Origin of the sequence: Gordonia sp. DT101 (genome assembly GCF_049844895.1) — a bacterium.
In the GTDB taxonomy this organism is placed as follows: Bacteria; Actinomycetota; Actinomycetes; order Mycobacteriales; family Mycobacteriaceae; genus Gordonia.
In genome coordinates this window covers 572311-598569 of the sequence record NZ_JBNCLX010000001.1, presented here as the reverse complement: position 1 = coordinate 598569, position 26259 = coordinate 572311, and the positions used below count along the sequence as shown (strand labels likewise).

General features: G+C 66.9%; 26 protein-coding genes. 11 read left to right on the top strand and 15 right to left on the bottom strand.

The window, feature by feature from the left end; translation table 11 throughout:
- Positions 1-43: 43 nt before the first annotated feature.
- The 3 genes from ACLQ3I_RS02955 to ACLQ3I_RS02945 form a co-directional block, all read right to left on the bottom strand.
- The gene (locus tag ACLQ3I_RS02955) at positions 44-982 is read right to left on the bottom strand and encodes an IS3 family transposase (protein ID WP_425800067.1); all 939 of its coding nucleotides are present in this window, start codon (positions 980-982) and stop codon (positions 44-46) included.
- Positions 979-1269: a transposase gene (locus tag ACLQ3I_RS02950; protein ID WP_425800066.1), complete on the bottom strand. Its 291-nt coding sequence runs from the start codon at positions 1267-1269 to the stop codon at positions 979-981. The genes ACLQ3I_RS02955 and ACLQ3I_RS02950 overlap by 4 nt, the downstream gene beginning before the upstream one ends.
- A 458-nt stretch (positions 1270-1727) precedes the next feature.
- Entirely contained in the window at positions 1728-1931 is a 204-nt protein-coding gene (locus ACLQ3I_RS02945) for a hypothetical protein (RefSeq protein ID WP_425800065.1), read from the bottom strand.
- Positions 1932-2189: 258 nt separating this feature from the next.
- Here ACLQ3I_RS02945 and ACLQ3I_RS02940 point away from each other — a divergent pair, with 258 nt between their 5' ends.
- On the top strand, positions 2190-2726 hold the full coding sequence (locus ACLQ3I_RS02940) for a hypothetical protein (RefSeq protein ID WP_425800064.1): 537 nt from the start codon (positions 2190-2192) through the stop codon (positions 2724-2726).
- Positions 2727-2874: 148 nt separating this feature from the next.
- Here the strand turns inward: ACLQ3I_RS02940 and ACLQ3I_RS02935 are convergent, their stop codons facing one another.
- The 3 genes from ACLQ3I_RS02935 to ACLQ3I_RS02925 form a co-directional block, all read right to left on the bottom strand.
- The gene (locus ACLQ3I_RS02935) at positions 2875-3492 is read right to left on the bottom strand and encodes a hypothetical protein (protein ID WP_425800063.1); all 618 of its coding nucleotides are present in this window, start codon (positions 3490-3492) and stop codon (positions 2875-2877) included.
- 510 nt (positions 3493-4002) lie between these two features.
- Positions 4003-4920 (bottom strand): NADP-dependent oxidoreductase, encoded by a 918-nt coding sequence (locus ACLQ3I_RS02930; RefSeq protein WP_425791179.1) that lies wholly within the window; start codon positions 4918-4920, stop codon positions 4003-4005.
- A 118-nt stretch (positions 4921-5038) separates the two neighbouring features.
- Positions 5039-8458 carry a BTAD domain-containing putative transcriptional regulator gene (locus tag ACLQ3I_RS02925; RefSeq protein ID WP_425800062.1) on the bottom strand — a complete coding sequence of 1140 codons (3420 nt, stop codon included), beginning with the start codon at positions 8456-8458 and terminating at the stop codon, positions 5039-5041.
- Positions 8459-8555: 97 nt separating this feature from the next.
- Here ACLQ3I_RS02925 and ACLQ3I_RS02920 point away from each other — a divergent pair, with 97 nt between their 5' ends.
- Both ACLQ3I_RS02920 and ACLQ3I_RS02915 read left to right on the top strand, forming a co-directional pair.
- Positions 8556-9197, top strand: a complete 642-nt coding sequence (locus ACLQ3I_RS02920) for a hemerythrin domain-containing protein (RefSeq protein ID WP_425800061.1) — start codon at positions 8556-8558, stop codon at positions 9195-9197.
- 55 nt (positions 9198-9252) lie between these two features.
- Positions 9253-9777 carry a DUF4267 domain-containing protein gene (locus ACLQ3I_RS02915; RefSeq protein ID WP_425800706.1) on the top strand — a complete coding sequence of 175 codons (525 nt, stop codon included), beginning with the start codon at positions 9253-9255 and terminating at the stop codon, positions 9775-9777.
- On the opposite strand, the gene ACLQ3I_RS02910 is transcribed toward ACLQ3I_RS02915, so the two are convergent.
- From ACLQ3I_RS02910 to ACLQ3I_RS02900, 3 genes are all read right to left on the bottom strand, one after another.
- The gene (locus tag ACLQ3I_RS02910) at positions 9740-10177 is read right to left on the bottom strand and encodes a VOC family protein (protein ID WP_425791185.1); all 438 of its coding nucleotides are present in this window, start codon (positions 10175-10177) and stop codon (positions 9740-9742) included. The two genes, ACLQ3I_RS02915 and ACLQ3I_RS02910, sit on opposite strands and share 38 nt — an antisense overlap.
- Before the next feature lie 10 nt (positions 10178-10187).
- Entirely contained in the window at positions 10188-11819 is a 1632-nt protein-coding gene (locus ACLQ3I_RS02905) for an esterase/lipase family protein (RefSeq protein WP_425800060.1), read from the bottom strand.
- Between the two features lie 153 nt (positions 11820-11972).
- Positions 11973-12665: an alpha/beta fold hydrolase gene (locus tag ACLQ3I_RS02900; protein ID WP_425791189.1), complete on the bottom strand. Its 693-nt coding sequence runs from the start codon at positions 12663-12665 to the stop codon at positions 11973-11975.
- A 120-nt stretch (positions 12666-12785) separates the two neighbouring features.
- Between ACLQ3I_RS02900 and ACLQ3I_RS02895 the strand changes: the two genes are divergently transcribed.
- Positions 12786-14156 (top strand): LLM class flavin-dependent oxidoreductase, encoded by a 1371-nt coding sequence (locus tag ACLQ3I_RS02895; RefSeq protein WP_425800059.1) that lies wholly within the window; start codon positions 12786-12788, stop codon positions 14154-14156.
- Between the two features lie 82 nt (positions 14157-14238).
- Here the strand turns inward: ACLQ3I_RS02895 and ACLQ3I_RS02890 are convergent, their stop codons facing one another.
- Positions 14239-14571 carry a histone-like nucleoid-structuring protein Lsr2 gene (locus tag ACLQ3I_RS02890; protein WP_425791193.1) on the bottom strand — a complete coding sequence of 111 codons (333 nt, stop codon included), beginning with the start codon at positions 14569-14571 and terminating at the stop codon, positions 14239-14241.
- Positions 14572-14775: 204 nt separating this feature from the next.
- A complete protein-coding gene (locus ACLQ3I_RS02885; RefSeq protein ID WP_425791195.1) occupies positions 14776-15504 on the bottom strand; it encodes a hypothetical protein in 729 nt (242 codons plus the stop codon).
- A 61-nt stretch (positions 15505-15565) separates the two neighbouring features.
- Between ACLQ3I_RS02885 and ACLQ3I_RS02880 the strand changes: the two genes are divergently transcribed.
- From ACLQ3I_RS02880 to ACLQ3I_RS02855, 6 genes are all read left to right on the top strand, one after another.
- Positions 15566-16447 (top strand): rhodanese-related sulfurtransferase, encoded by an 882-nt coding sequence (locus ACLQ3I_RS02880; protein ID WP_425800058.1) that lies wholly within the window; start codon positions 15566-15568, stop codon positions 16445-16447.
- Positions 16444-17517, top strand: a complete 1074-nt coding sequence (locus ACLQ3I_RS02875; RefSeq protein ID WP_425800057.1) for a CobW family GTP-binding protein — start codon at positions 16444-16446, stop codon at positions 17515-17517. Before ACLQ3I_RS02880 ends, ACLQ3I_RS02875 begins: the two co-directional genes overlap by 4 nt.
- Positions 17518-17701: 184 nt before the next feature.
- On the top strand, positions 17702-18865 hold the full coding sequence (locus ACLQ3I_RS02870) for an N-acetylmuramoyl-L-alanine amidase (protein ID WP_425800056.1): 1164 nt from the start codon (positions 17702-17704) through the stop codon (positions 18863-18865).
- A gap of 59 nt (positions 18866-18924) precedes the next feature.
- A complete protein-coding gene (locus tag ACLQ3I_RS02865; protein WP_425800055.1) occupies positions 18925-19860 on the top strand; it encodes an SDR family oxidoreductase in 936 nt (311 codons plus the stop codon).
- Positions 19857-20621 carry a fructosamine kinase family protein gene (locus ACLQ3I_RS02860; protein ID WP_425800054.1) on the top strand — a complete coding sequence of 255 codons (765 nt, stop codon included), beginning with the start codon at positions 19857-19859 and terminating at the stop codon, positions 20619-20621. The genes ACLQ3I_RS02865 and ACLQ3I_RS02860 overlap by 4 nt, the downstream gene beginning before the upstream one ends.
- 15 nt (positions 20622-20636) lie before the next feature.
- Positions 20637-21203 carry a nucleosidase gene (locus ACLQ3I_RS02855; protein WP_425800053.1) on the top strand — a complete coding sequence of 189 codons (567 nt, stop codon included), beginning with the start codon at positions 20637-20639 and terminating at the stop codon, positions 21201-21203.
- A gap of 11 nt (positions 21204-21214) precedes the next feature.
- On the opposite strand, the gene ACLQ3I_RS02850 is transcribed toward ACLQ3I_RS02855, so the two are convergent.
- The 4 genes from ACLQ3I_RS02850 to ACLQ3I_RS02835 are packed head-to-tail and all read right to left on the bottom strand — an operon-like array spanning position 21215 to position 25756.
- Positions 21215-22231, bottom strand: a complete 1017-nt coding sequence (locus ACLQ3I_RS02850; RefSeq protein WP_425800052.1) for a DUF6542 domain-containing protein — start codon at positions 22229-22231, stop codon at positions 21215-21217.
- A gap of 34 nt (positions 22232-22265) precedes the next feature.
- Positions 22266-23471, bottom strand: coding sequence for a DNA recombination protein RmuC (locus tag ACLQ3I_RS02845; protein WP_425800051.1), 1206 nt, complete (start codon positions 23469-23471; stop codon positions 22266-22268).
- 57 nt (positions 23472-23528) lie between these two features.
- Positions 23529-24092: a methylated-DNA--[protein]-cysteine S-methyltransferase gene (locus tag ACLQ3I_RS02840; RefSeq protein ID WP_425791213.1), complete on the bottom strand. Its 564-nt coding sequence runs from the start codon at positions 24090-24092 to the stop codon at positions 23529-23531.
- Positions 24089-25756, bottom strand: coding sequence for a DNA-3-methyladenine glycosylase 2 family protein (locus ACLQ3I_RS02835; protein ID WP_425800050.1), 1668 nt, complete (start codon positions 25754-25756; stop codon positions 24089-24091). The genes ACLQ3I_RS02840 and ACLQ3I_RS02835 overlap by 4 nt, the downstream gene beginning before the upstream one ends.
- Before the next feature lie 118 nt (positions 25757-25874).
- On the opposite strand from ACLQ3I_RS02835, the gene ACLQ3I_RS02830 reads away from it, so the two are divergent.
- Entirely contained in the window at positions 25875-26219 is a 345-nt protein-coding gene (locus ACLQ3I_RS02830) for a hypothetical protein (RefSeq protein WP_425800049.1), read from the top strand.
- The last annotated feature ends 40 nt before the right edge of the window (positions 26220-26259 follow it).

The following is a 26259-nucleotide window of genomic DNA, read 5'->3' as shown; positions in this document are numbered from 1 at the left end:
GCGGCGGGGGTCTGTGGTTCCCCCAGAGTCGTGGAGGGCTCCTCTATGCGGCTTCGGGCTCGGTGAGTGTTGCGTTCTCGTAGTCGACGGGACTGACCATCCCGATCGTGCTGTGCCGACGTTGGTGATTGTAGAAGCCGTAGCACCAGTCCAACACCGCGGCCTGAGCCTCGATGATAGTGTGGAACACGTTGCGTGACAATGCTTCCCACTCCAGCGATGAAAAGAATGCTTCCGCGGCGGCGTTGTCGAAACACGATCCGACACGCCCCATCGACTGTCGGATACCTATCTGTCGGCAGAGCTTGGTGAACTTCTTCGCGGTGTAGGTCGACCCGCGATCGGTGTGGAAAATCAGCTTGTGCGCATCGTCATCGCGCCATATCGCCTGCTTACCGCCCCGCGTAGCGACCGCCATCTCAATGGCCGCACACGCCAACACCGCATCCGGGTGCCGGCTGGTGGCCGCACCCAGCAGGCGGCGGCTGTAGAGGTCGATCACGGTGGCCAGATACAGTTTGCCCGCCGCGGTCGGGATCTCGGTCATGTCACCGACCCACCGCCGATCCGGGCATTGCGCAGTGAAATCACGACACAGCAGATCCGGGAACTTCGGGGCGGTCTTGTCCTGGCGGGTCAGCCCGTTGCGGCGACGGACCCGCCGCGCTATGAGGCCTTGGCGGCTCATCGAATCAGCGACCGTTTTCTCCGATACCGTCCACCCATCAGCACGCAGATCCGCATGCAGTCGCGGCGACCCATGCAGGCCGCGGGACTTGTCGAAGGCCACCTTCACCGCCCGGTCGACGGTGTCACGACGGTAATCACGCGTGGTGTGCAAACCTGTTGCCGCGCCGGGCAATTGTGCTCGCTGATGCCATTTGTAGAACCACGCCTGGCTGACCTCGAGCAGGCGGCATGTCACCGCGTGTGGCACCCGATAGTTGGTCCTCTGGTCGGCGACGAAGCGTGCCACGCTCACTTCGTCGCCTCCTTGACCCACAGGACCACTGATCGCTTGAGGACATCACGCTCCATGCGTAGCTCCGCGACCTCGTCACGCAACCGTTTGAGCTCGGCGGCATCGTCAGGGGTCATCTCCCCACGGCCCTCACGCTCGGCGCGCGCACGGTTGACCCAGTTGCCCAGCGTGCCCTCGTTGATCCCCATATCTCGCGCGACCTCGGCGATCGGCTTACCTGTCTCTTCGACGATCCGGACCGCCCCATCACGGAACTCCCGGTCGTACTTCTTGCGCTTCTCTGGCATCGTGCTCCTCATTATCGATGCCTCTACGGTTCGGGGGGAACCTCAGTCATCGCGGTGGCGGTCGGGTTCACACTGCTCACGGTTGGTGCTCCTGGTCGTCGGGGTGGTGAGGTTCGCTGACGCCGACCGGCGGTCCGTAACCAGTCCCGGTCGGCGTCAGCGTGCAGGTGACGGTGGGAGTGAAAGGCGGAGAGGGCCACCGCCACCTGCTGCGGTTGGTGGATCAGGTGATGGTCGGTGCAGCTACGGCCTTCTCGTAGCCGATCACGACCGAGCGTTCGGCGACGGCGACGAACTGGTTGTAGCGGGCCTCGATGGCTTCACGCAGGACGGGCGATCGCGCCAGCCGAAGGTGGGTTAGGTGCCGACCAGGGTGCCCTCCAGGCCCCCGACGTACCCGCCGCCGAACACCCAGGTGTGGCCCAGCGGGGACTTGAGGCTCCCACCGGACCGGATGATCAGACCGAACCGCTGCGCGTAGGCCGCTGGGCGGCGCTCGCGTGAATGAGTCCGGTGGTGTTGGTCTTGGCGAACTCGGCCTCGATGTGGCTCACCGCCGCGATAAGGTCGGCGGCCGGTGCCGGGGTGTCCGCGTCGATCAGCGGACGCGCCGCGAACTCACGCTCGATGGCTGTCTGCTCGATGATCCGCAGGTTCTGCAACGCACGTGCGCGGACCTCAGCCTATGAGGGAGCGGTGAGGTCGCATTCGTCGTAGGCCCACGCGGTGAGCGGGTCGAACGGAGCCGGGATCGCGGGACGTTCAAAGTCTTTCAGCTCTCCCGGCTCGGGGTCACACCAGTCCGCGCCCCACAGCCCGGACGCGTCCTCGCCGCCGTAGTTGTGTGGCCGGACACGAATGCCCGAGGCGAGCCACCGGGGCGCGCCGGTTTGTCAGTGGTGCGTGCCATGCTACGGAGCATGAACACTACTGACGTTGAGGTTGACCACCTTTCCGATTGGGGTGCAGGTGGATTTTGGCTCCATCTCCTAGGCGCGGCGCTGATCCCGGTTCTAATCGCGGGCCTCGCTGTTGCCGGTCTCGCATTGGTGCTGTTCATCTTCGAACGGGTGAGTCTCCCAGGACTCGTTGAGTTGGGATTGACGCTCGTCCTCGGGGCCGCTGCCGCTGTCGGAGCCGCCCTTGCGCTGATCTGGTACGGCCAATCGCTCTACGAAGTGCTGAGGCACGCGACCAGCTGGAATCGCTCATTCCTGTGGGCGTTGCTAGTTGCTGCCGTGCTAATCGCGGCGGCGCTCTACATCGCTGACCATTTCGACGTGGCGGAATGGCCAGTTGCGGTTGCCGCCAGCGTCGCTCTCGGCCTTCCGGCGTTGGTCGCCTGGGCCGTAGACGCACTCCATCGCGTAGCTGCCTGGATTCCCATGGCATTCGGCGCGTTCATGTGTCTGCTCGTTGTGGGCATCATTTTGCTCGTCGCGAAGGCCCTGGAATGAGGACAATGGGCGGTGCCCGCACTGCGCCGTGGGCGTGATAGAGGCGGTGACGGCGGGCGCATAGGGCGAGCTGTGTGACCGTCTCACCGACAGGCTGCAACCACCCACAACGTCACGTGACGAAATGCTCATCGAGTCGGGGGCTACGTCAGTACGCCTTGCGGTCGCGGGAGTTTACGAAGCCGTCTCCCTGGAGGAACGTGTGCCAGAGCGTGGAACCGTTGGCCTTCAAACGCTTACAGTTCCGCCATCCGGCCGTCTCCAGCTTCACTCGCCCGTCCTTGACGGGCTCGGCATCGACTGCCTGCTCCAGCGCGGGTTCGAGGTCGGAGTCGTGAGCGGCCAGGATCACCAGGTCATAGTCCGCCGCCTGAACCAGCCGAACGACGGCAAGCGCGACCAACACATCGACGCCCTTCTCACGCGCGACGCGCTGGCCGTCCTCCCAGTAGTACTTGAGCGGCCGGTACGTCACTGAGACCCGGCGGTCGCGCGTCCACTCGGACTTCTGAGCCTGAGACCGGCGATAGTGATCCGGCTGCTCCTTGTTGGTCGGTAGGCCACGGTAGGTATCGACCAGCCCCAGAGCGACATCACCGGGGTCGGACCCACGAGCTGTCATGGCGTTCTTGCGGGCGAGCAGAACCTGATTGGCGAAGTGGAGAGGGTGAACCAGCGACTCGTGCTTGGCGACACCTGCCGGGCAGAACTGGCCGTGGCCGGAGAGATGGACGTTCTGGTAGTCAATGACCACTGCGGCCCGCAACTGAGACAGGGGTCACACCTCGCTCTAGGTAGAAAAAACCTCGCCAGTCCCGGAGGACGGCGAGGAGCTATCACACGAGACTAGGAGTTGTGACGTTCGGTGTCAACTCATGACGTTCTATGACGTTGTATGTCGTTCTATGACGCCCTGTGACGTTCGGTGACCGTTCGGTGCGCGTCAGTTCCTCAGCCTAGTGCGGCCCTAGCCGATACACAGCTCGCCCTCCGCGCTCACCCGTCGCGTCACCGTTCCAAACCCCGACAGTGGGTCAACAGTGGGCCAAGGCCCGCGGAAACAGGCCCATACGGCGCTATACGCTCTGGACATTGCACCGCTCTGAACAGCACGTATTGGACTGATCGCTACGCGGTTCCACAATCTCCCCAGCACTGGCAGTGTGGGGGTCAGGGGTTCGAGTCCCCTTAGCTCCACCCGAGTTTGCCCTTGCGCAAACACTTGCTGTGGCCCTGAAGAGCTTCTCGCTCGTCAGGGCCACAGTCTTGTTCGGGCTCAGGGCTCGAGCACGTAGCGACCGCGCGTCCCGCCCTCGGCCATGGCCCGGTGGGCGTCCGCGGCCCGGGCCAACGGCATGACGGCATGCACGCGAGTCGGCAACCGGCCCGACGCCGCGTCGGTCAGCAGCTGCGCCAGTCGGGGACCGTTCGACTGCGCCATCAGTGTGCTCACTGTGATCCCTCGCTCGGCCATGGGCACGATATTGGGCCGGACACCGACGAAGGCTCCGCCGTCGCGGACCGGGGTCAGGCCCCACAATTGCCGCGGCGTGGTGTCGACCACCGCGTCCCAACCCGTCCCGGCACTCGTGACGAACTCGGCGCCGAGACTCCGCACGAAGTGTTCGTCCGCGTCTCGGGCCAGTCCGGTCACCTGCCAATCGCGGTCGGGGGCGAGGGCGGCAACATTGGCCCCGATCGCTCCCGCCGCGCCGGTCACCAGTAGTCGGTTTCCGCCAGCGCGTGCGTCGCCGAGTAGGTCGACGATCTGCGCTGCGCTCAGGCCGCTGAGCGGCATTGTCGATGCCGCGACCAGGTCGAGTCCGTCGGGTACGACGGCGAGGTCGGCGGCGGGCACGACGAGTTGTTCGGCGTAGGTACCGAAGTCGCGGTCGAAACCGAGGACGACACCGGCGACCCGGGTGCCTACGGAGAGGTTCACGCCCAGCCCGACGGCGCGCACGGTGCCGGCGAAGTCCCAGCCCAGGCCGGTGTGCGCTGGCTGGTTGATCATGCCCAGCTCGTGGAAGAACCCGCCCACGACTCCGAGGTCGGTGGGGTTGACCGGCGTAGCCGCGACCGCGACCCGGACCTCACCGGGTCCGGGCTCGGTGAGCGGGACGTCGATGATCTCGATTGAGTCCGGTCCACTCGGATTGCGGACGACTGCGGCCCGGAAAGTAGGTGTGCTCATGTTTCGCTCCTCATGTGTTCGGTTCCGATGAGGACAATGGTCCGGGGGTTTTGGAAGGCGCTTGGAGCTGACTTGGAACGCTGGAACCGGTGCACAGGGCACTCGCGCCGAACGCGATTCAGCGTTGAGGGGGGCTCGAAACATGGTTGCCGAGAGCATGTTCGGCGTGTGTTCGGGCGTCGGCGGACCAGTGTGGGGCATGCCACCGATCGGCGATGGCGGCGGCGCGAGTGAAGTGGGCGACGGCCTCGTCGTGGTCACCGAGGTAGACGGCGAGTTCGCCTAGCGTGTGGGCGACCGGGCGCAGGGCCAGTGACACGCTCTCCGCGCCGGCCGGGGGTCCGTCTCGGTGTGGGAGCAGGTCCGCGTAGACCTGTTCGGCGGCGTCGCGGTCGTTCGCGGCGATGATCGCCAGGGCACGCAGGCTGGTAAGAAAGGTGAAGAAGAAGTCGGACCGGATGGGTGCCGGTGCTGCGTGGAAGCGGCCGACCTCGTCGCCGCGGCCTGCGGCATGGAGGGCGAGCGTGAGCAGGTCGGCGACCATGGGGCCGAGTGCCGCGTGGAAGGCCCGAACGTCCTCCAGGTGGTCGCCGAGCGTGCCGGCGCCGATCCAGACCGCCGCCCGCGCGAGACAGAGGAAGCCCGCGGCGTGCACCGATCCGGCGCGTTCCATGCGTTCGGTGGCCTCGGCGTAGCGACGTTCGGCATCGGCGAATCGGCCCTCGATGAGCACCAGCGTCGCCAGCGCGATCTCGGCGGCGGCGATCGCCTCCGGCATCCGGTAGGTGCGGGCGAGGCCGAGCGCTTCTTCGGTGACACGGCGCATGGTCGTCGGGTCGTTGGCCGCCGCGGCGTTCGCGGCCTGGTCCAGCAGTCCAGTCACGCGGTAGACGGGCAGGTCGTGTTCGACGCCGATCGTCACCAGCTCACGGGAGTACTCCTCTCGGCCGGACGCGCGTGCGAGAACCAGCAGCGCCGCGGCGCGAAGACGCGGGTCGGCCGCGAGGTCGAGGGCTTGTCTCCCCGCCGCGACGACCGTCGGATCGTCCTCGCCAACCAGCTCGTGGGCGTAGGCGATGAGAAGGTGGGCCCGCAGGTCGGGGGCGAGGTCGGGCCGTTCGAGCAGGCGGCCGAGGCGTTCGACAATGGGGTGGTCGACCGTGCCGTATGGGCGGGCTTGCCAGGGGGTGGGTTCGGTCCAGGCGGTGAATGCGGCGACCATCAGGTCCTCGCGCCCGATCGAGTCGGCGTACTCCACGGCCTGTTGGCGTGTGTCTCTGGCCGCGGCGAAGGATCCGGCCCGTACCTGTGCGCGTAGCAGCCTGCCGAGCAGGTCGATGTGATTGTCCGGGTCTACGGAATTGGTGATGGCCTCGGTCAGTAGCGTGGCCGCCACGTCATAGGCATAGCGTGCCTCGGCCAGCTCCCCGGCGCGCACACAGTAGCCGACGGCTTTCGGTGACCCCGCGCGCGCGTAGTGATGTGCGAGGGCAACGATATCGCCCGACCCCTCGAGTGCCGCGGCGATCCGGGCGTGCATCCTCCTGGTACGTACCTGGCTGACATCGGTCACCAGGGTGTCCCGGACCAGAGTGTGCACGAACCGGACGCGCCCGGGCCCCGGCTCGTCGAGCAATCCGGCGATGACGCCTGCGTCCAGTGCATTGAGCACGCCGTCCTCGTCGGTGTCGCTGGCTTGGACCAGCACATCGACCGAACTCTCTCGTCCGGCCACGGCCGCCAGCCGCAGGACGGAGACGCCGCCCTCGGGGAGCCGGGCGAGCCTACGCCGCAGCACATCTCGGACACCGTCAGGGACCTCGGAGAGCGCGACCAGCGCGCCCTCTCCGTGTAGCAGGCGCGCGCTCTCCCGCACGTAGAAAGGGTTGCCGCCGGTTCGCTCGGCTATCCCGGCCACGGTCGTGTCGTCGGCCGCGCAGTCGGCACGTACAAGCTCGCCGACAGCGTCTGCGGACAGTCCGGGCAGGTCCAGCCGCAGCGGGGCGGACCGGGCGAGGGAGCCGAGGGTGTCGGTAAGCCGCTCGCTCTCGTCCCCGCGATACGCCGCGACGATCAGGATCGGGGCCCGTACACCCACGCCTCCGCTGAGCAGATCCAACGTCGTGCCGTCCGCACAGTGCACATCGTCGAGGATCAGCGCGACGGGACGTGCGCCTGCGGCCGCGGTGAGCCAGTTCCACAGTGCCCTGCGCAGCCGGAACCGCCCGGCCGTCGCGTCACCGGCGCCCGGCGCGGAATCGCTGAGCAGCGGGGCCAGATCGCCGGACAGCTCGCCGGGCGGGCACATCGCCGCCACGGCCTGCAGGGCCTCGACCCACGCCCATGCGGGTGGAGTGCTGTCCAGCTCGGGGCAGCGTCCGGCGGCCACGAGCCACCCGTCCTGTTCGAGCCGTGCGCCGAGATGCTCCAGCAATGTCGACTTGCCGAGTCCGGCCTCCCCGGTGACGAGCGCGACACGAACCCCGTAGGCGGCGGCTTCCGTCGCCGCGGCCATCATCGCCGCGAGTTCGCGATCGCGGCCCACGAATGCGCCGGCGCCGGGTACGCCGCTTGACGGTTCGACGGTTCGCAGCGCTGATGTCGTCGAGTCCGGTCGTGCCCCAGGCGTTCTTGTGATATCTCGGACCTGTTCCGCACGGGCTTGCGCCGTGGGTTGATCGAACGACGGGGCGCTGTCGCCGGGCACCTCGGCGCGCCGGGTTGCCACGGAGGTCAGCGGAACGGCGGCACGCAGGAAATCCGTGCGCTGGGCGAGGATTGCCGCTTCCAGTTCCAGCAGATCCGGGCTCGGATCGAGACCCAACTCGCCGGCGAACGTCGCGCTCGCGCGGCGCAGCACGGCCAGCGAGTCCGCTCGGCGACTGCTGGCCCACAGCGCAAGGGCGAGCATCCGCCAGCCCTCCTCGCGCAGCGGCTCGTCACGGGTGAGGCCCTCCGCCTCGGGAACCACCGTCGCGTGGCCGCCCAGCCGCAGCCCTGCCGCGACGCGCAGTTCGCGGGCGACCACCCGTAACTCGTCGAGCCGGGCGATCTCTGCTGCGGCCCAGGGCTCGTCGGCGAACTCGGCGAACGCCGGTCCTTGCCAGAGAGCCAACGCCGCACCCAGCCGTTCGCGGGCGGCGCGGGGATCGGCGAGCGCACGAGCCTCGTCGAGCAACTCTTCGAAACGCCATGCGTCCACCGATTCCGGCGGCAACCGCAGCGCGTAGCCGGGTGCGGCGCTCACCAGCATCCGGGCCGGGGTGCGTGGCGCGCGACCGGGTTCCAGCAACCGGCGCAGGTTGGACACATATGCCTGCAATGAAGTGCGGGCACTGCCCGGCGGTTCGCCACGCCACAGATCCTCGACCAGGCGATCGACCGACACGACCTGCCCGCGGGCGGCCAGCAGCAGGGCCAGCACCCCGCGCTGCCGCGGTCCGCCGAGCGGGACCGGCCCATCGCTGTCCTCGGCCGTGAACGAGCCCAATACCCGGATCAAACCCATGATCCGGCCGATCGTACGCGCGGCCGGCACCGGTGTTCCAAGTCGTCTCCAAGTGCCTTCCAAAACTTGGGGCTCAGTCTAGGCGCATCGAACCAGCGAACCGATGAAAGACGAAGGGAACCAGCAGATGAGTATCGACACATATGATATGGAAGTGGTCCACCGCGGACTCCGCCGCGAATCGTGGCTGCTGATCGAGCTGGTGGCGGCGGTCCCGCCGGGCAACACCGCTCGCGCTGCCATCGTCGCCGACCACTTCCGCCTCTACCGGCTGGGGCTGCAGAATCACCATGAGGGCGAGGACGAGCTGTTGTGGCCGCCGCTGCTGGCCCGGGTGGACCTCGGGACCGAGATCGTCCTACGGATGGAAGCTCAGCATGAGCGAGTGGCCTCCACGTTGACCAGGCTGGACGCCGATGTGCCGGACTGGGAGGCCAACGCCGGGGCCGCCGAACGCGATGCCCTCGTGGCCTCACTCATCGACCATCGGGCGGTCCTGACCGAGCACCTCGACGACGAGGAAGCCACCCTGCTGCCACTCGCCGCCGACCACCTCAGCGAAGCGGAATGGGCCTCGCAGGGCGAGCACCTGGTGGCGCACACTCCCAAGCTCACACTGCTCACACTTTTCGGGGTGGTCCTCGAGGACGCGAACCCGTCCGAACGCGCACGCCTGCTGTCCGGCCTACCCGCCCCGGTCCGCGGCATCTGGCACATCTTCGGCCGCCCCCGCTACGCCCGCTACATTCGCCGCGTCCGTGCGGCCTGACCACTTCCGACCATCCGAAACCAACTCTTCACCAAAGGAATTCATCGTGTAGCCGATCATCGGCAGGTCCCTCGCCGCACTGATCGGAATCGCGGTCATCGTCATGGACAACTCATTCTTCTGGGCGCCGCAGGGTGCGACCGGCTTCGGTATCCGGAATCCCACTGTCCAGGATCCCGCTTTCCGTGCGTGGCCGTGTGTCAGGGGCATCCGTGACACGGCCGCCGGAGCGTCCATTCTTGTCCTGCTTGCCGGCGCTACTCGCCGCGCTCGTACTCACCCTCGCCCTGGTCCCGATTGGAGACGCGACGGTGGTACTCCGCAGCAAGGGTCGGCGGCTTCCGGAGTCCACGCCTCCTCCGCGGCCGTGATGATTGTGGTCGCAATACTACGCGGGATGACACCAAAGATACCCGCGCACAATGACTTTCACACTTCAGCGTGGGGGTCAGGGGTTCGAGTGCCCTTAGCTCCACCCATGAAACCCGCTCTGACCTCGGTCGGAGCGGGTTTCACTGTTGCTGGGCGATCTCCCGGGCCCCTCAGCCCTTCTTCAGCTCCTCGGCGAGCATCACGATGATGCCGCTGGGACCGCGGACGTACGTGAGCTTGTAGACGTCCTGATAAGTCGCCACGCCGCGCAACGGGCGGCAGCCGTGCCGCGCGGCGATCTCGAGGGCGTGGTCGATGTCGTCGACGGAGAAGGCGACCCGGTGCATACCGATCTCGTTGGGAAGCGTCGGCGCCGTCTCGATGGCCTCGGGGTGGATGTACTCGAAGAGTTCGAGGCGACCCTGACCATCCGGCGTCTGCAGCATCGCGATCTTGGCATGGTTGCCGTCGAGACCGACGGCGGTGTCGGTCCACTCACCGCTGACCGTGTCACGGCCGAGCACCGTGAGCCCGAGGTCGGTGAAAAAGGCGATCGTCGCTTCGAGGTCACGGACGGCGATGCCGACGTTCTCCAGTTTGATGGCCATGCGGTGCAGGCTACCGGGCCGGGACTTCGCGGTCGGTGATCTCGAACGTCAAGCGGGCATCGTCGCCGAAGATCTCCAGTTTCCGTGCCACCTCGGGTAAGGGGACTCCGAAGCGCCAGCGTCCGTCACTCTGCTCAGTCGGCACGGGTGTGTTCTGTCGGCCGGCATCTTTCAGCCCTTGGGTGATCGGTTCAAAAGTATCGATCGCTCCGCCGATCGACGAGTTCCATGCCGTGAAGGCCTCAATACCCGTCTGCGCCTGGTTCGGTCCCACGTCGACGATCAATGAGTCGGCCCAATCGAAGACCTGCTCGAGATGGTCGGAGAAATCGAAGATGCTGTTGCGTTGGGCGAGTTTGCTCACCCGGAGGACGAGGCTGTAACGAGCTCGCCCTTTGTGACGGACTTCGGCACCGGCGACGTCGGCCACCGATGCGGGATCCAGCAGGAAGGTACTCAGGAGCGGGACGGGATGGTCGGGGCTGTCGCCGAGTCGACGTAGCTCGTCGTCGAGCTGAATGGGGCAGTACTGGTCGGCCCGCTGCTCGCTCAGCACCACGGGAAGCCCACGAATGGACAGGCGTAGATCGGCCTGCCACGTCACGTGATCGTCTCCGCCTCGATCGTCAGGAAGGGTCGCCAATCCGTCCAGACCGACCTTGACCGTCCAGCGCCCGAACAGGAAGCGCCGCAGGTTCTGATAACCCTCCTCCGAGTTCACCTCGCCGTACCGACCGGAATGAGACCGATACACGAAGGCGCGGTTCGCCTTTCGAACGTAGGCGTTCTCGATCCGGACGAGGCCGTCGCTCTTGGGGCCGACCACCACCTTGGACGGACCGTAGTCTTTCGGATTGGTGCCGATCAGGCAGAACACGTCGTCGGTGTCCAGCACGCCGGCGAGGTCCTGCGGGTCGAACTCGCCGTTCCTCGGTTCGTCACCGAACGTCTTGCCCGGGGTGAGGTATCCGTACATCTTCTCTGGGGCGAAGATGTCTGCACCGGCCGGGCCGACGGTCTCCTCGAGCCAGTTCAGCACGCCGCTGCCGAACACGATGCCGCCGTGCGGGGTTCCGTAGGTGAAGAACTTCGTGACGAGTTCTCTTGCCGGCGTTCGCTTTTGTTCTTGGCAGACCTTCTGCATCATGCAGCGCGCGACGAGTCCGCCCATCGAATGAGCCACCAGGATCACCTTGTCCGCGCCCGTCTTTCGACGCACCAGATCGATCAGGTCGTAGAGGCCGAGGGCAGCGTCTTCGATGTCGAATCCGTCGGAGGTGACGCGTTGATGGATCGAGGAGTACACCCTCTGCGCGACGCTCCGGTGCGGCGGCGCTGCAAATGTCGTCGCGGCCTGATCGTAGAACCGGTACACCCAGATCGAGTCATCCACGATGGCACCGTCCTCGGCAGTGCGTAGGTAGGCTTCCTGGTCGCCGTGCACCAGCAGTTTGTAGTCGTGGTCGATCAGCAGTCGCAGCATCGGCCCTTCGAACTGATAGAAGCGCGGGTCCCCGTTTCCATCGACCCGGATATGCGTGGCGCCTTCGTTGAATCCGTAGAACGGATCATCGACCTGGTTGTCGATGCCGGCGGTGCCACCGGCGTAGCCACGGATGTAGATGATGGGGTATCGCTCCATGTTGCGACCTTTACGCGCTGAGCGGCACCTGGCCCGGACAGACGAGGTGGAGGAATCGAACACTCCCGATCATTGTGCGAGCCCGGCGATCCGAGCGGAAGAGTAGTGCACTACCCGAGTCGGGCGACGTGTCCTGTGGTCGGTCGCCGCCTCTCAGAGAAGCGCATCGGCCAGCGCCGCCGGCTGACTCAGCGCTGCCAGGTGTCCGCCGGGGACCACCACGGCATCGACGCCGAGGCGCTCCTTGGCGAACTGCACCTGGAAGTCCCTCGGGAACAAGCGGTCGTCGCGGCCGGTCACGACCGTGACGGGTGCGGGCCAGACGTCGAACGGCGTGGCACAGTCCATGATCGCGTCGGACTGTTCGGGCTCGCCCTGCCTCATCGCCTCCTCGACGACGTCGTCGGGCACATCGTGAAAGAACTCCTGCATCTCGTCGATGTCGTCGCCGAGTTCACGGCCGTCGGCGGCGGCGAGTGCCTTGCGTGCCTGCCCGGCGCCGCTGTGGCCGAACCAATGACCCGGGGTCTCGTGGGGGAGCGGGATCATCGCGTTCACCAACACGATGCGTTCGGAGCCCACTCGCTCGGCCAACACCGGTGCGGTGAATCCACCGAGGGACTGCGCCACCACCACGACGTCACCGTCGCCTGCCGCGATATCGATCCCGGCGTTGCGGAGTTGCTGCACACAGGCGTCGGTGTAGGCCGCGAAGTCTGCGGCCGGATCCCCGGACGGGAGGTCGAGCGCCACCGCCCGATGGCCTCGCTGCTCGAGTTCCGGGACGACGCGATGCCAATACCAGCCGCTACCACCGGCCCCGGGAACGAGTGCGAAGGTCGCCATCCGCTCATCCTAGGGGCGGACCGGCAGGGCCGGATCGGATCAGCACGACCCAAACCGTGGGCAAATGCGCCGCATCGGGATTGACTCGTCGCGCATCGCACACCCAGTGAAGGACGCAAAATGACCCGACAGTTGCACCTCGGCGGATTCCTCATCGCCTCCCCGGTCACCCATTCGCATGCCGCGTGGCGGCATCCGGGTTCGGAAACCGACTATTTCGGCCCCGATCACTATCACCGCGTCGGGCGGATCCTCGAGCGCGGCAAGTTCGATTTCGCGTTCTTCGCGGATCTGCTCGCCGCTCCCGTGCGATTCGGCGGCGACCAATCCGAGCCCTTTCGCCGGGGCACCCAGGCGGCCGCGACCATCGACCCGACGCTGGTGGCCGCAAGCATCGCGGCCGTCACGAGCCGGCTCGGCATCGCGGTCACCAAGTCCACCACCTACTTCCACCCCTATGAACTCGCGCGTGTGTTCGGTTCTCTCGATCACCTGACCCGTGGCCGCATCGCGTGGAACATCGTCACGTCGCTGTCGCAGGCCGAGGCCCAGAACTTCGGATTCGAGTCGCATGTCGAGCACGACGAACGCTATCGGCGTGCGGAGGAGTTCGTGAGAACCGCGATCGAACTGTGGTCGAGTTGGGAACCGGATGCGGTATCCGCGGACAAGGAATCCGGCGTGTGGGCCGACCCGGACAAGATCCGGACTGTCGATCATGTCGGTGAGTACTACCGGACGCGCGGGCCGCTGAATCAGCCCCGATCTCCTCAGCACCGCCCGGTGCTGATCCAGGCCGGGTCGTCGGAGACCGGGAAGAACTTCGCCGCACGATGGGCGGAGGCGATCTTCGAGATCGACCCGACCCCGGAGGGACGTCGGGCGTACTACGACGACGTGAAGTCGCGGGCATCGGATCATGGTCGCAATCCCGATCACGTGAAGATCTTTCCGTCGTTCATCCCGTTCATCGGCGAAACGGCATCCATTGCACGGGAGAAGCAGGACTTTCACAACGAGCTCGCCGATCCGATCTCGGGGCTCATCACGCTTTCGGTCCACACCGATCACGACTTCTCGCAATACGACCTCGACGCGCCCGTCGCAGACATCTCCGTGAGTGGGACACAAGGACTCTTCGACCTCGCGCGCCGACTCAGTCGGCGCGACAGTCTCACGTTGCGTGACATCGGCCAGCTATATGCCCAGGGAGTTCTGTTGCCGCAATTCGTTGGAACGGCCGCCGATGTGGCGGATCAGATCGAGGAGTCCTTCACCGGGGGAGAGGCGGACGGATTCATCGTGTCGAGCGCCCAGACGCCGGGCACGTTCAACGACTTCGTCGACTATGTGGTCCCGGAACTACAGCGACGCGGATTGTTCCGTGAGGAGTACCACGGCACGACGCTGCGTGAGCATCTCGGGCTCGGCACCGCCGACGAGGATCTCCCGGCCGATCTGCGAGCCGAGTCGGCACTGCTGGCGGGTTGAGTGAAATGCCGAAGGCCCGGACCTCCACGGGTCCGGGCCTTCCGGCGACAGGCGTTCGCGATGGCGAAGCGTGTTCAGTTGGTCAGTGCGCGGCCTCGAAGGCCTCGATCACGCTCAGCGGGATGCGGCCCCGATCGCTGACCTCGTAGCCGTTCTTGTTGGCCCATTCGCGAATGGCCTTGGTCTGTTCCTTGCTGCGGGCCGTGGAGACCGGGGTCGCTCGCTTGACGCCTCGTGACGTCACACGCGAAACCGAGACATACTTCTCCAACGAATCACGGAACTGTGCCGCATGCTTCGACGAAGTGTCGAATTCGTAGGTTTTTCCGTCCAATGACCAGCGTACGGTCTCGTATTCGTCGAGGACCTTGCCGTCGATGTCATCAATGACTTGGACGATTTCCTTCTTCGCCATAGTGAACTCCCTGCCCTCGTGGTGAGAATCTGTTCTCACCTGAATTGTCTCGACCAACCATTCGTCGTGCGCAAGCCGGGAGCAACCACGAATGTTTCTTTGTTGGTCGAATACATGATAGACGTCCGGAAATAATAAGTTCCTGAGAACCCAACCATTCCCTGGAGTATGCGAATAACGACTCGGGTGATTACCGGAGTCCGATCATGACGTAGGCGGACTGGGGACAGGCGTTTCCTGATTATCGTCGCGGGTGGTCGCCGTTGCGGATTCGGAAGCCGACTCGGGTATTCCGGTCAGCGCTGTCGGTGCACGATCGGCGGCCGCAATCGGGAGGTAACCCGTTGGGGTGATGGCGAATCCGGACTTCGAACGGGATTCGAGACAGTACATCCCGGCCGTCTCGACGAGACAGGAGAACCGCGAGATCGAAATGGTGTGGCCGTAGTCCACGATTGTGCTTCGGTACAGGACGGGATACCGATTGGCGCACGCGCCGCGTTGTGCCTCATCGGTGCTCAGCGTCACAAGATTGCGGGCCCACTGACAACTGCTCGGTGTGTCGGCCGGCGGGTTCCCGCGCGTTTCCGTGTTCAGTCGGCATGCCAGCGTGGCGCTGCCATTGGTTCCGGTGGAACAGTTCACCCGACGGTCGGGAGTGGTGAAGTGGAAGCCAGACGTGTCTTCGATCGGGGAATTGGGTCGCACCGAACCCTGGTGGTAGTGGGAATTGTCGACACGAGGCGCCAGTGCGATCACGCGGCCGATCGTCCAGTCCGGCAGTGCGACGGCGGTATCGGGGGTCGACGGAGCCGCCGCAGTTGTCGTCGTCTCGATCTCGGATTGGGTCGACAGCACATCGGTGGGTGGCAGCACGATCCGAGACGGGTCGGTCCCCGAGGTGAGCGAGCACGCCGCGCTGACGAGCGCCACCAGCGCCCCGACGACGCAGACATGTAACGAGCGCCGGCGCGGTCGTCCGTACCCTTGCACTGTGTCGACTCCCAAGATCGTCTTGTTCTATGTGTTCACACCGCTGGCCGATCCCGACGCCATCCGATTGTGGCAGCAGGCCATCTGTGAGCAGCACGGCCTGCGCGGCAGGATCATCGTGTCATCCCACGGCATCAACAGCACCGTCGGCGGCGACATCGTCCAGGTGAAAAGGTACGTCAAGGCCACCCGCTCATATCCGGCGTTCAAGCACGCCGACATCAAATGGTCCGACGGGACCGGAGACGACTTTCCGCGATTGAGCGTCCGAGTGCGGCCCGAGATCGTCACATTCGGCGTGCCCGACGAGGTCCGGGTCGATCACGACGGTGTGGTCGGTGGCGGCACCCGGCTGAGCCCCGGCGAGGTCAACGAACTGGTGGCCGACCGCGGTGAGGACGTGGTCTTCTTCGACGGCCGGAACCGGATCGAGGCCGAGGTGGGCCACTTCTCGGATGCGGTGGTCACCGACGCGCAGTCGACGCGCGATTTCGTCCCGCTCCTCGACAGCGGGGCCTACGACCACCTCAAGGACCGGCCCGTCGTCACCTATTGCACGGGAGGGGTGCGCTGTGAGGTCCTCAGCAGCCTGATGCGAGCGCGAGGATTTCAGGAGGTCTACCAACTCGACGGCGGCATCGTGCGCTACGGCGAGGAGTTCGGCGACGACGGGCTGTGGGAGGGCTCGCTCTATGTGTTCGACGACCGCATGACGGTCGAATTCTCCGACCACGCCGCGGTGGTGGGCACCTGTGCGCGCTGCGGGGAGCAGACCAGCGGTGTGGCGAACTTCCCCGACGCGCTCGGTCGCGAGCTTGCGGTGATCTGTCCGGGCTGCGAGGCCGGTGCAAGCAGCGAGTCGCTGGAGGCGGCGGCACGGTGACCCGCGAATCGGTACCGGTCGTCCTGGTCGCCGGGTACCTGGGATCCGGCAAGACGACCCTGCTGAATCACCTGCTGCGGCGTGCGTCGGGAACCAGGATCGGCGTGCTGGTCAACGACTTCGGGTCGATCAACATCGACGCGATGCTGATCGCCGGTCAGGCCGACGGGACGGTCAGTCTGTCGAACGGCTGTGTCTGCTGCAGCGTCGACGCCGACGGGGTCGAGAGCGCGCTGACCGCTCTGTTGCGGCCGGCCGCGGGGATCGACGTGATCGTGATCGAGGCGAGTGGGATCGCCGAGCCCCGCGCCCTGATCCGGATGATCACCGGCCTCGCCGATGCGAGGTTGCGGTACGGCGGCCTGGCCTATGTGGTCGACGCGGCTGCGCTGACCGACCTGCGTCGGCGCCACCCGGAGGTTGACCGGCACATCGAGATCGCCGACCTGGTGGTCATCAACAAGGCCGATCTCGTCGACGACCCCGAGTTGGCCGTTGTGCGCGACACGGTCGGCGCGGTCAACGACACCGCGCCGACGGTGGTCACCGCCGATGCCGTGGTCGATCCCGAGCTGTTGTTCGACGTTGCCGGTCGGCGGGATGCACCGACCGCATCGGGTGGCCAACTGACCCTCGACGCGCTCCTCGCGGAAGCCGATGACGAGGATCTCGGTGGCGGCGACCACGGTCATGACGGCGACGACCACTCCGGCCACGCCCACCTCCACGACGGGTACCAGTCCGTCGAGTTCATCAGCGAGGCCCCGCTCGATCCGAGGCGACTGGCCGCATTTCTCGAGCGTCCGCCGGCCGGCTGCTACCGGATCAAGGGCGTCACCGCCTTCGACGTGCCGGGACATCGTCAGAAGTTCGTGGTGCATGCCGTCGGCGGGTTCGTCCGGGTGCATCGGCTGCCGTGGTCGGGAGAACCGAGGATCTCGCGCCTGGTGGTGATCGGCGCAGGTCTCGACCCGTCCGAGGTGCGTGGTGGGCTCCAGGCGACCGTCGGCGGCGGTAGCCCCGACGAGCACGGCATCCTCAGCATCACCCGATATCTCTCGTCGGTATGAGGCCCGGCGTGCCCCGGCGCTATGTCACAGCTCCCTAACGGTTTGCATCACCGCAGGTCGCGAATTTTCGTTTCGTCTGGCAGCCTGTTTCACTGTTACCAATGTGACTAAAGTGGCCAGTGTTGCATCTTGGAAGGGAGTGTGGCGCCGGTCCGGCTGCAGGTCGGATGGCGCCCGGTGTGTGATGACCCAGACTGTGATGACCCGGCGTTCCGGGGAACGGATGATCGGCCGACGGCGGCGGATCGTCGTGGCGGCGATATCCGCGCTCACCCTGACGGCCGGCACGATGACGACCATCGCGGCCCCCGACGCTGTCGCGGCGCCGCAACCGACCGGCACCGTCCTGGCGGGCAAGACGATCTTCCTCGATCCCGGACACCAGGGCGGCTCGGCCGGGCACAACCTCAACGCGCAGGTACCCGACGGGCGCGGGGGCAAGAAGGACTGCCAGACGTCGGGTGCGACGGGCGTGAACGGCACCCCGGAACACACCGTCAACTGGCAGATCACCCAGTTGGTGAAGGCGGGCCTGGAGAGTCAGGGTGCTCGGGTCGTGCTCAGCAGGCCCGACGACACCGGATGGGGTGGCTGCGTGGATCAACGGGCCGCCGCCGCCGGCCGTTCCGGTGCCGCGGTCGCGGTGAGCCTGCATGCGGATTCGACCTCCGCCGGGTCGGATGCGTCCAAGAAGGGCTTCCACATGATCGTGCCGCAGCTACCGGTCCCGGACGGCACGGTGAACCGCGTCCAGGGTGGTGAGGGCCGCAAGGCCTCGTCGGCCATGCGGGATGCGTTCGTGAAAGCAGGTTTCCCCGAGGCCAACTACGCAGGTGTCACCAAGGGTCTGCAGACCCGGTCGGACATCGCGGCGGTGAACCTGACGAAGGTTCCCGCGGTGTTCATCGAGATGGGCAACTTGTCGAATCCGACTGAGGCGGCGTCACTTTCGGGTAAGGACGGCCAGCTCAAGTACGCGATGGCGGTCACCGACGGCATCCTCGACTATGTCCGCGGTCCGGCGGCCGCGCCTGCTCCGGCACCGGCGGCCCCCAAGTCGGCGGCGCCCAACTCTGCCGCGCCCAACTCTGCCGCGCCCAACTCTGCGGCACCCAAGTCGACGACGCCGAACGCGGCGCCCAACTCGACGACACCGTCGACTCCCGACAGCGACGACAGCGGTCTCGCCACGGTCATCCCGTTCGTCCAGCAACTGCTGGGCACCGACGACCCGAAGGCGATCACCCAGTTGCTCCTCGGTCAGGGGCAGGACGTCTCGGCGCAGGTGCTCAAGGCGATGTTGACGGTGGTCTACGGGTTGTTCGGCGGCAAGTTGCCCATCGGATGACGGTGCTCGGCTCGGCCAAGGCCGTCGTCGGTGCGGGATGCAGCGCCTAGGGTGGTGTCATGGGGCTCAAGGATCTGATCGTCATGTCGACACCGGTGCCCACGCTGCGTGACCGCATCGTGCTGATCACCGGTGCCGCGAGCGGGATCGGCCGGGCAACGGCGATCGCCTCGGCCAGGAATGGTGCCCGGCTGGTGTTGACGGACCTGCATGCCGATCCGCTCGACGCGGTGGTGCGGGAGATCAACGACGCGGGCGGCACGGTTGTCTACCACCAGGCCGGGGACATCTCGGATTACGACTGGGTCCGCTCGTTCGCCAATCAGGTGGATGCCGAGGTCGGCGTGGCCGATGTCGTCATGAACATCGCTGGTGTGTCGGCGTGGGGGACCGTCGAGAACCTCGAACACCGGCACTGGCGCACCATGGTGGACGTGAATCTGATGGGCCCCATCCACGTCATCGAATGCTTTGTGCCGCAGATGATCCGACGTGGCAAGGGCGGTCATCTGGTGAATGTGTCGTCGGCAGCGGGGTTGTTGGCGCTGCCGTGGCACGCGGCCTACAGCGCGAGCAAATTCGGGCTGCGCGGTGTGTCGGAAGTCCTCCGATTCGATCTGCGGCGCCACGGCATCGGAGTGTCGCTGGTGTGCCCCGGCGGGGTCGACACACCGCTGGTCGACAGTGTGGAGATCGCCGGCATCAACCGCGACGATCCGCGGATCAAGTCGCAGATCGCGCGTTTCCACAAGGTCGCCGTGACGCCCGAAACGGCTGCCGCGGCAATCCTCAAAGGGATTCGGAAGAACCACTTCCTCGTCTACACCTCGTTCGACATCCGCTTCGGGTATTGGTGGGCGCGGAAGTTCGCACTGCCCTACGAGATCCTGATGCGGGTGGCCAACGACCAGTTCGATCACCTGGCGCGGGTCAGCGCCCGGTCGCTGGAACGCAAGGCAGCCGCGCAGAACGGCACCGACGTATCGTCCACATGACCCGTGGTTTCCGCAAGGATCGCCGTGACGTCGATCCGGACTTCTTTCGTGCCGAGGCCGCGGGACTTCGCTGGCTGCGCGACGGCGGCGGCCCGGTGGTCGAGGTGGTCGACGTCGGGGACGATTTCATCGAGTTGGCGCACCTGACGTCGACGCGTCCCACTGCCTCGCACGCGCGGGACTTCGGCGGGGCGCTGGCCCGGATGCACGATGCAGGTGCCGCCGAGTTCGGCAGCCCGCCCGACGGCTATGACGGCAGACAGTTCATCGGCGAGCGTCCACTGAGTACTCGCACGCACGAGCGCTGGGGCGAGTTCTACGCCGAAGAGAGGGTGCTGCCGTATCTCCCGCCTGCGATCGACGCGGGGTATCTCGAGCCCGAGGACGCGGAGGCGACCCGCGAGGCATGCGCTCTCGTCGCGGGCGGTGCCTTCGACGACGACCCACCCGCACGGCTACACGGCGACCTGTGGACCGGAAACGTGCTGTGGACCGAGCGGGGAGTGGTGCTCATCGACCCGGCCGCGCACGGCGGACACCGCGAAACGGACCTGGCGATGCTCGCACTGTTCGGGTGTCCGCTGCTCACGGAGATTGTCGCGGGCTACCACGCGGAGCATCCTTTGCGTCCCGGGTGGGAGGATCGCGTCGCCCTCCACCAGCTGCACCCGCTCGCAGTGCACGCCGCCGGCCACGGTCCCTCGTACGGGACGGCGCTGGGAAGCGCGGCCCGGGCCTGCGTCGCGCTCGCCGGGCGGTGACGATAGTTTCACTGAGTGACAATCGATCCTGCGACGCTCGTCGTCGCCGCCACCCGTGCCGAGGCGCGCTACGTGCCGACGGGTACCCGCCTACTGATCACCGGCATCGGCAAGGTCCGCGCCGCAACGGCCCTCACCCGGGTGCTGGCCGGAGTCGGCGACGTTTCGCCGGTCCGTCAGATCGTCAACGTGGGAACCGCCGGCGCGCTCCACGACCACCATTCGGGCCTCTTCCAGCCGTCGACTGTCATCGAGCACGACATCAGCAGCACCGAGCTGCGGTCGATGGGATATCCGGTCGTCGACCGGTGGGAGATGCCCGACGGGGACGGCACCGTGCTGGCGTCTGGGGACACCTTTGTCGCCGACCCGGTGCGGCGCGCGACGCTGGCCGCGCGAGCGGATCTGGTGGACATGGAGGGTTGCGCGATCGCTCATGTGAGCGCGGAGTTCGGGGTGCCCTGCCGAATGGTGAAGGTGGTCAGCGACGGCGCCGACGAAGGTGCGATGGATTGGCCATCACTAGTCGACGACGCGGCACGTCGACTGGGCGACTGGTTCGAGAGAGTCGCCCAGGTGTGAGGTGGCTGCGGTCAGCCTCGGTTGCGCGCGCGGGTCGACGGATATCGCGAGGCCGACGGCTGCGGTGTCGCCGATTCGTAGCGTGCGTGATCGGCCGCTGACGATGGTGATCGCCGACGGGCCGCGGCACCGGCGGTCGGCCGGGCCTCGGTGGCAGGCGGTGCGATGGTCTCGCCGATCGACGCCTCGCCGGAGCCGATGAGCTCACCGGCCTCGGCGCGTTGCACTGCGCCCGCCGTCGAGCGACGTTTGGTTGCCTGCGGCCGGTCGGCAGGCACCCGCTTGACGCTCTCGGAGCGCTTGGTGGGCGCGGCCGCGCGGGTCGTCGGTGCATCGACGACCTTCTGACCCTTGGCGACACCAGCACTGTCGACCGAGCCGTCGGTGGCCGGTCGCGGTCGGCGCGACTTCTGCGCGGCGGACGCCGGCTTTCGCGGGTCACCGGATTCGGCTGGCCGAGCCTTTGTCGCCTTGGTCGGGGCCGGGCGAGCGGCGCGCTTGGTGGTGGTGCGTGGGCCGCGCTCGGCGCTCTTGGCCGCGCTCGGCTTCGGCGACGATCCCTTTGATCGCCGAAAACCGATGCCGGTGGAGCGGTCGCGGGTGAGGTACCACCGCGCGACCACGAGACCGAGGGTCACCAAGAACGTCAGCAGCATCCAGGGGAAGGCGTTGGCGATCGGGAGCAGAACCTTGAAGATGAGGCTCTTCAGGCCGGACGAGGCCTGATCGGAGTTGAGGCCGTAGAGCGTGATGACACCGACGAGGAATGCGATGAGGGGCGGCTGGGCCGCGGCGGTGAACAACGCGCGGCGTCGCACGGCGAGCGCCGCAGTGACACAGCCGACCAGATAGCAGAACTTGAAGATGCCGCCGAGGGCGTCGGTGTTGTTCGCATCGATCGCCGCTCCGATACCCGTGATGACGGTGGCCACCAGCACGCCGCCCCACCAGGGGAGGCCGCGGACCGTCGGCAGCACGGATTGCTGATCCAGCGGTACTGCGGATCGCTGTTGCGGGGCAGAAGACACATCTAGACGGTACCGGTTAACCCCCGGAAAACTGTTAACCGCCGGGTGATGTTGCCCATTGGCCCGTGTCGGAGGTGTTGTCGCTGGTCCGGATGCCTCCCGCAGTGCGGACGGTGATGTCGATGGGGGAGGCGGAAGTGTGCTGCGGTTCACCCTGGAGGGCGTCCAATTCGGCCAGTTTGCGAGCTGTGACGCCTACGCGAGCATCCACCGCACCGACTGTCGAGTTGAAGGATTCGACGGCGCGGCGCAACGATCCGCCCAGCCGGTCGAGGTGGCCGAGCACGCCGCCGAGGCGGTGGTGCAGTTCGGTCCCGAGTTGATGGATGACAGCGGCATCGCGCGCCATCGCGTCGTGCCGCCAGCCGAGTGCGACGGTGCGCAGCAGAGCGATGAGTGTGGACGGCGTGGTCAGGACCACGTTCTTGGTGAAACCGAATTCGATGAGATCTCCGTCGGCTCGGACCGCGGCCTCGAGTACTGGATCACTCGGAACGAACAGCACCACCATCTCCGGGGTGTTGTCGAAGGCAGACCAATACGCTTTCGACGACAGCTGCGTGATGTGGGCGCGGACGGCGCGGGCATGGTCACCGAGCAGTCGGTCGGCAGTCGCGGGGTCGGGTTCCTCGATCGCGGCAAGATACGACTGCAGCGGCACCTTGGCGTCCACCACGATGTTCCGGTCACCCGCGAGGTGGACGACCATGTCCGGCCGAACCGCTCCCGACGTCCCGTCCGCGGACACCTGCGTCGAGAAGTCGCAGTGCCGGGTCATCCCGGCCAGCTCGACGACCCGTTCGAGTTGCAGTTCGCCCCAACGACCGCGGACCTGCGGTGTGTGCAGTGCGTTGGCCAGCTGCCGGGTCTGGTCGGTCAGTTGCGTCGACACGGCGTGCATGCCCCGCACCTGCTCGGTGAGCCCCGAGTATGCGCTGATCCGGTGGTGTTCGGTTCGGCGCAACTCTTCGGAGAGCTGGCCGAGCACGGCCCGGAGCGGGTCGACGATGTGTGAGACCTGGGAGCCGATGGCCGAGGATTGGCGCCGCGCCGCATCCTCGCTCGCCGACGAGAGTGAGCGTGCTGCGAGATCGTGCGCGGCCCGCACGGAGTGCAGTTCGGCGCGGGCCGCGGCCAAGCCGGCGGCGGCGCGCGACGCGTGCGCGAGCCACCCGACCAGTCCGCCGAGGATCAAACCGGCGATCAGGGCGACGATCACTGAGGTGTTCATGAGCGTCATGGTGCTCGACGGGTCCGACAGTGGACCGGCACCCGCGATCGCCGGCAGACCCGACCGCTACGCGGCCGCGGGATCCTCACGGTCGAGCAGCGACCGCTTCACCTCGAGGCCGTACCGGAATCCACCGAGCGAACCGTCGCTGCGCAACACCCGGTGGCAGGGGACGAACAACGCTGCCGCGTTGCGTGAACATGCCGCCGCCGCGCCCCGGATGGCGGTCGGGTTGCCGGCGAGCTCGGCGAACTCCGCATAGGTCACCGGAGCGCCGGGTGTCACCGTTCGCAGCACCGACCACGCGTGCTCGAGGAACGGACCCGAATGCTGGACGACCTCGACGGCGTCGAGAGCGTCGAAGGTGCCCGCGTAGTACGCGTCGATGCGGTCGCGCAGACCGTCGAGTCCGTCGCGTCGCAACTGGTCGGGGCGGATGGACCGGTGGACCAGCGCGGCGAGGTATTCGGGATCGTCGGTCCAGCCCGAGGCCAGGACCCGATCGGCATCGTCGGCGACGACGGTGAACGTGCCGTCGGGGGTGGGGACAGACGTCCAGCGGGCCGTGGCGATGGCCGCGGTGGCGGTCGCCGCGGGGTTCGAGACCGTGTTCGCGATCGTGGATGTCATCGTGCTCCTTCTGCAGGCTCGTCGAGTTGCTGCCGACGAGTGGGTGGGGTCGATCGCGTCTGCGCCACTCGCGTGGTTCGCGATCGTGAGGACGGGTCCCGCGTGGAATGGTGCGTCGACGTCTGCTCGTTCGTGATCGGTCCCGTCAGTATCGGTTCGGTCACCGACAACCGGTGACGCCACAGATGCATCGATGCGTACGAGCGCCACGGCGACCACGCCGGCGCGCCGTCGGCGAGGTCGATGCCCAGTTCCGTGGCGGCCCGCGCGACGACGAGGTCGCGATCGAGCAGGACGTCCGGCTCGCCGGTCACCCGCATCGCCACGTAGTCGGCGGTCCAGGCCCCGATGCCCGGCAGTTCGATCAAGTCGGCGCGCAGTTCGGCGGTCGTGCGCCCGGCATGCAGTTCCAGGTGGCCCTCGGCGAGGGCCACCGCGACGGCGAGGATTGCATCGATGCGGCGCCGGGGCCCGGTCAGCACGCGGTGCCCCTGTTCGGCAATCGTCGCCGCGTCCGGAAACAAGGTCCAACCGGCGGCCGGCGATGGTTCCGCGTCCGGATCGGGTTGCCACGAGACCGGCTGCCCGAGCATGTCGACCAGGCGTGCGGTGTGATGCCGGGCGGCCTTCACGCTGATCTGTTGCCCGATCATCGTCCGGATCAGGGTCTCGGTCGGGTCCACGGACCCCGGGACCCGCAGGCCCGGCGCGGCGTCGACGAGCGGCGCCAACGATGGGTCGGCCCGCAGTGCGATGTCGGTGCTGACCGGGTCGGCGTCCAGATCGAGCAACCGTCGGAGGCGGTTGACCGCGACGCCGAGATCGCGCATGTCGAGATGGGTGATGGTCGCGGTCATATGTGCGGGCGCCGGTTGGATGGTGGCCAGGGCCGGGCCGTGCGGGAGTCGCATCGTGCGGCGATAACGCCAGGAGCCGTCGGCGGTGGTGTCCACCAGTTCGCCGCCCGGAATCGCATGCGCGGAAAGGAACCAGTGCAGCCAGCGGGTGTCCAGCGGCGTCCGGTGCGCAAGTCGCAGCGTCACCTCTCCGACGGCCCCCTGCCCCGACCGCCCGGTCGGTGACGGCAGCTTGCGCAGGCGACTCGGTGTCAGGGCGAAGACCTCCCGGATGGTGTCGTTGAACTGCCGCACACTGGTGAAACCGGCCGCGAAGGCGACATCTGCCATGGGCATCGGCGTGCACTGGATGAGGACCCGCGCCGTGGCGGCGCGATGTGCGCGGGCCAGCGCGAGTGGACCGACGCCGAGTTCGGTCGTCAGCACCCGGTTCAGATGCCGCGGCGTGTAGCCGAGGCGGGCGGCGAGGCCGTCGACGCCGTCTCGTTCCACCACACCGTCGGCGATCAGGCGCATGGCACGCGACGACAGATCCGCTCCCGCGTTCCAGCGCGGGGAACCGGGGACCGCGTCGGGCGCGCATCGACGGCAGGCCCGATACCCCTCCTGTTGTGCGGCCGCAGCGGTCAGCACGAAATGCACGTTCTGCGCACGCGGCGTCAAGGCGGGACACGACGGCCGGCAGTAGATCCCCGTGGTGTGCACGGCGACAAAGAACTGGCCGTCGAAGCGTGCGTCCCGCGACGACACGGCGCGATAGCACCGATCGAAGTCGAGGGTGTCGGGGAGGCGGATCGTCGTGGTCACCTGACCACTCTGACACCGATCGCAGACGGATTCTGGCGGGAATCGGACACGGCCGTCGCGGGCGTGTCGAATTGGAGAAAATGGTGACGTAGATAACATTTCCTGGCACGATGAGCCCATGAACACACCGTTCACCGGTGCCCGACAACGAGGTCGGCACGACGAACTCCCCTTGGCGGAATTCCCGGCGTGGGGACTCGAGATCATGATGGGCCTGTACGGACCCGACACCGTCCAGAACGCGGCGCAGCAGGAGAACGCGGCGCAGCGGGAGCAGGTGGGCGCGGATACGTCCGGGCCGCCCCCGTCGCGCGATCACCACGTCGCGCCCGAGGTGGTGGCCGAAGCGAGTCCGACGTCGCCGACGGTGCAGCCGCTGTCGCCGCTCGTCTTGCAGCTCGAGGCGGTCAACGAGCTGGTCCGTTACGTCGAACGCAGGATCAAGCGACACCAGCAGGGCTGACGCTGAGGGTGTGACGCGCGCATCGGCCGACACACCCGCG

Coding starts and splice junctions, on each gene's coding strand:
- ACLQ3I_RS02950 (WP_425800066.1), bottom strand. CDS start 1,269: ATGCCAGAGAAGCGCAAGAAGTACGACCGGGAGTTCCGTGATGGGGCG.
- ACLQ3I_RS02940 (WP_425800064.1), top strand. CDS start 2,190: ATGAACACTACTGACGTTGAGGTTGACCACCTTTCCGATTGGGGTGCA.
- ACLQ3I_RS02930 (WP_425791179.1), bottom strand. CDS start 4,920: ATGAGCACACCTACTTTCCGGGCCGCAGTCGTCCGCAATCCGAGTGGA.
- ACLQ3I_RS02920 (WP_425800061.1), top strand. CDS start 8,556: ATGAGTATCGACACATATGATATGGAAGTGGTCCACCGCGGACTCCGC.
- ACLQ3I_RS02910 (WP_425791185.1), bottom strand. CDS start 10,177: ATGGCCATCAAACTGGAGAACGTCGGCATCGCCGTCCGTGACCTCGAA.
- ACLQ3I_RS02905 (WP_425800060.1), bottom strand. CDS start 11,819: ATGGAGCGATACCCCATCATCTACATCCGTGGCTACGCCGGTGGCACC.
- ACLQ3I_RS02900 (WP_425791189.1), bottom strand. CDS start 12,665: ATGGCGACCTTCGCACTCGTTCCCGGGGCCGGTGGTAGCGGCTGGTAT.
- ACLQ3I_RS02895 (WP_425800059.1), top strand. CDS start 12,786: ATGACCCGACAGTTGCACCTCGGCGGATTCCTCATCGCCTCCCCGGTC.
- ACLQ3I_RS02890 (WP_425791193.1), bottom strand. CDS start 14,571: ATGGCGAAGAAGGAAATCGTCCAAGTCATTGATGACATCGACGGCAAG.
- ACLQ3I_RS02870 (WP_425800056.1), top strand. CDS start 17,702: ATGACCCAGACTGTGATGACCCGGCGTTCCGGGGAACGGATGATCGGC.
- ACLQ3I_RS02865 (WP_425800055.1), top strand. CDS start 18,925: ATGGGGCTCAAGGATCTGATCGTCATGTCGACACCGGTGCCCACGCTG.
- ACLQ3I_RS02860 (WP_425800054.1), top strand. CDS start 19,857: ATGACCCGTGGTTTCCGCAAGGATCGCCGTGACGTCGATCCGGACTTC.
- ACLQ3I_RS02845 (WP_425800051.1), bottom strand. CDS start 23,471: ATGACGCTCATGAACACCTCAGTGATCGTCGCCCTGATCGCCGGTTTG.
- ACLQ3I_RS02840 (WP_425791213.1), bottom strand. CDS start 24,092: ATGACATCCACGATCGCGAACACGGTCTCGAACCCCGCGGCGACCGCC.
- ACLQ3I_RS02830 (WP_425800049.1), top strand. CDS start 25,875: ATGAACACACCGTTCACCGGTGCCCGACAACGAGGTCGGCACGACGAA.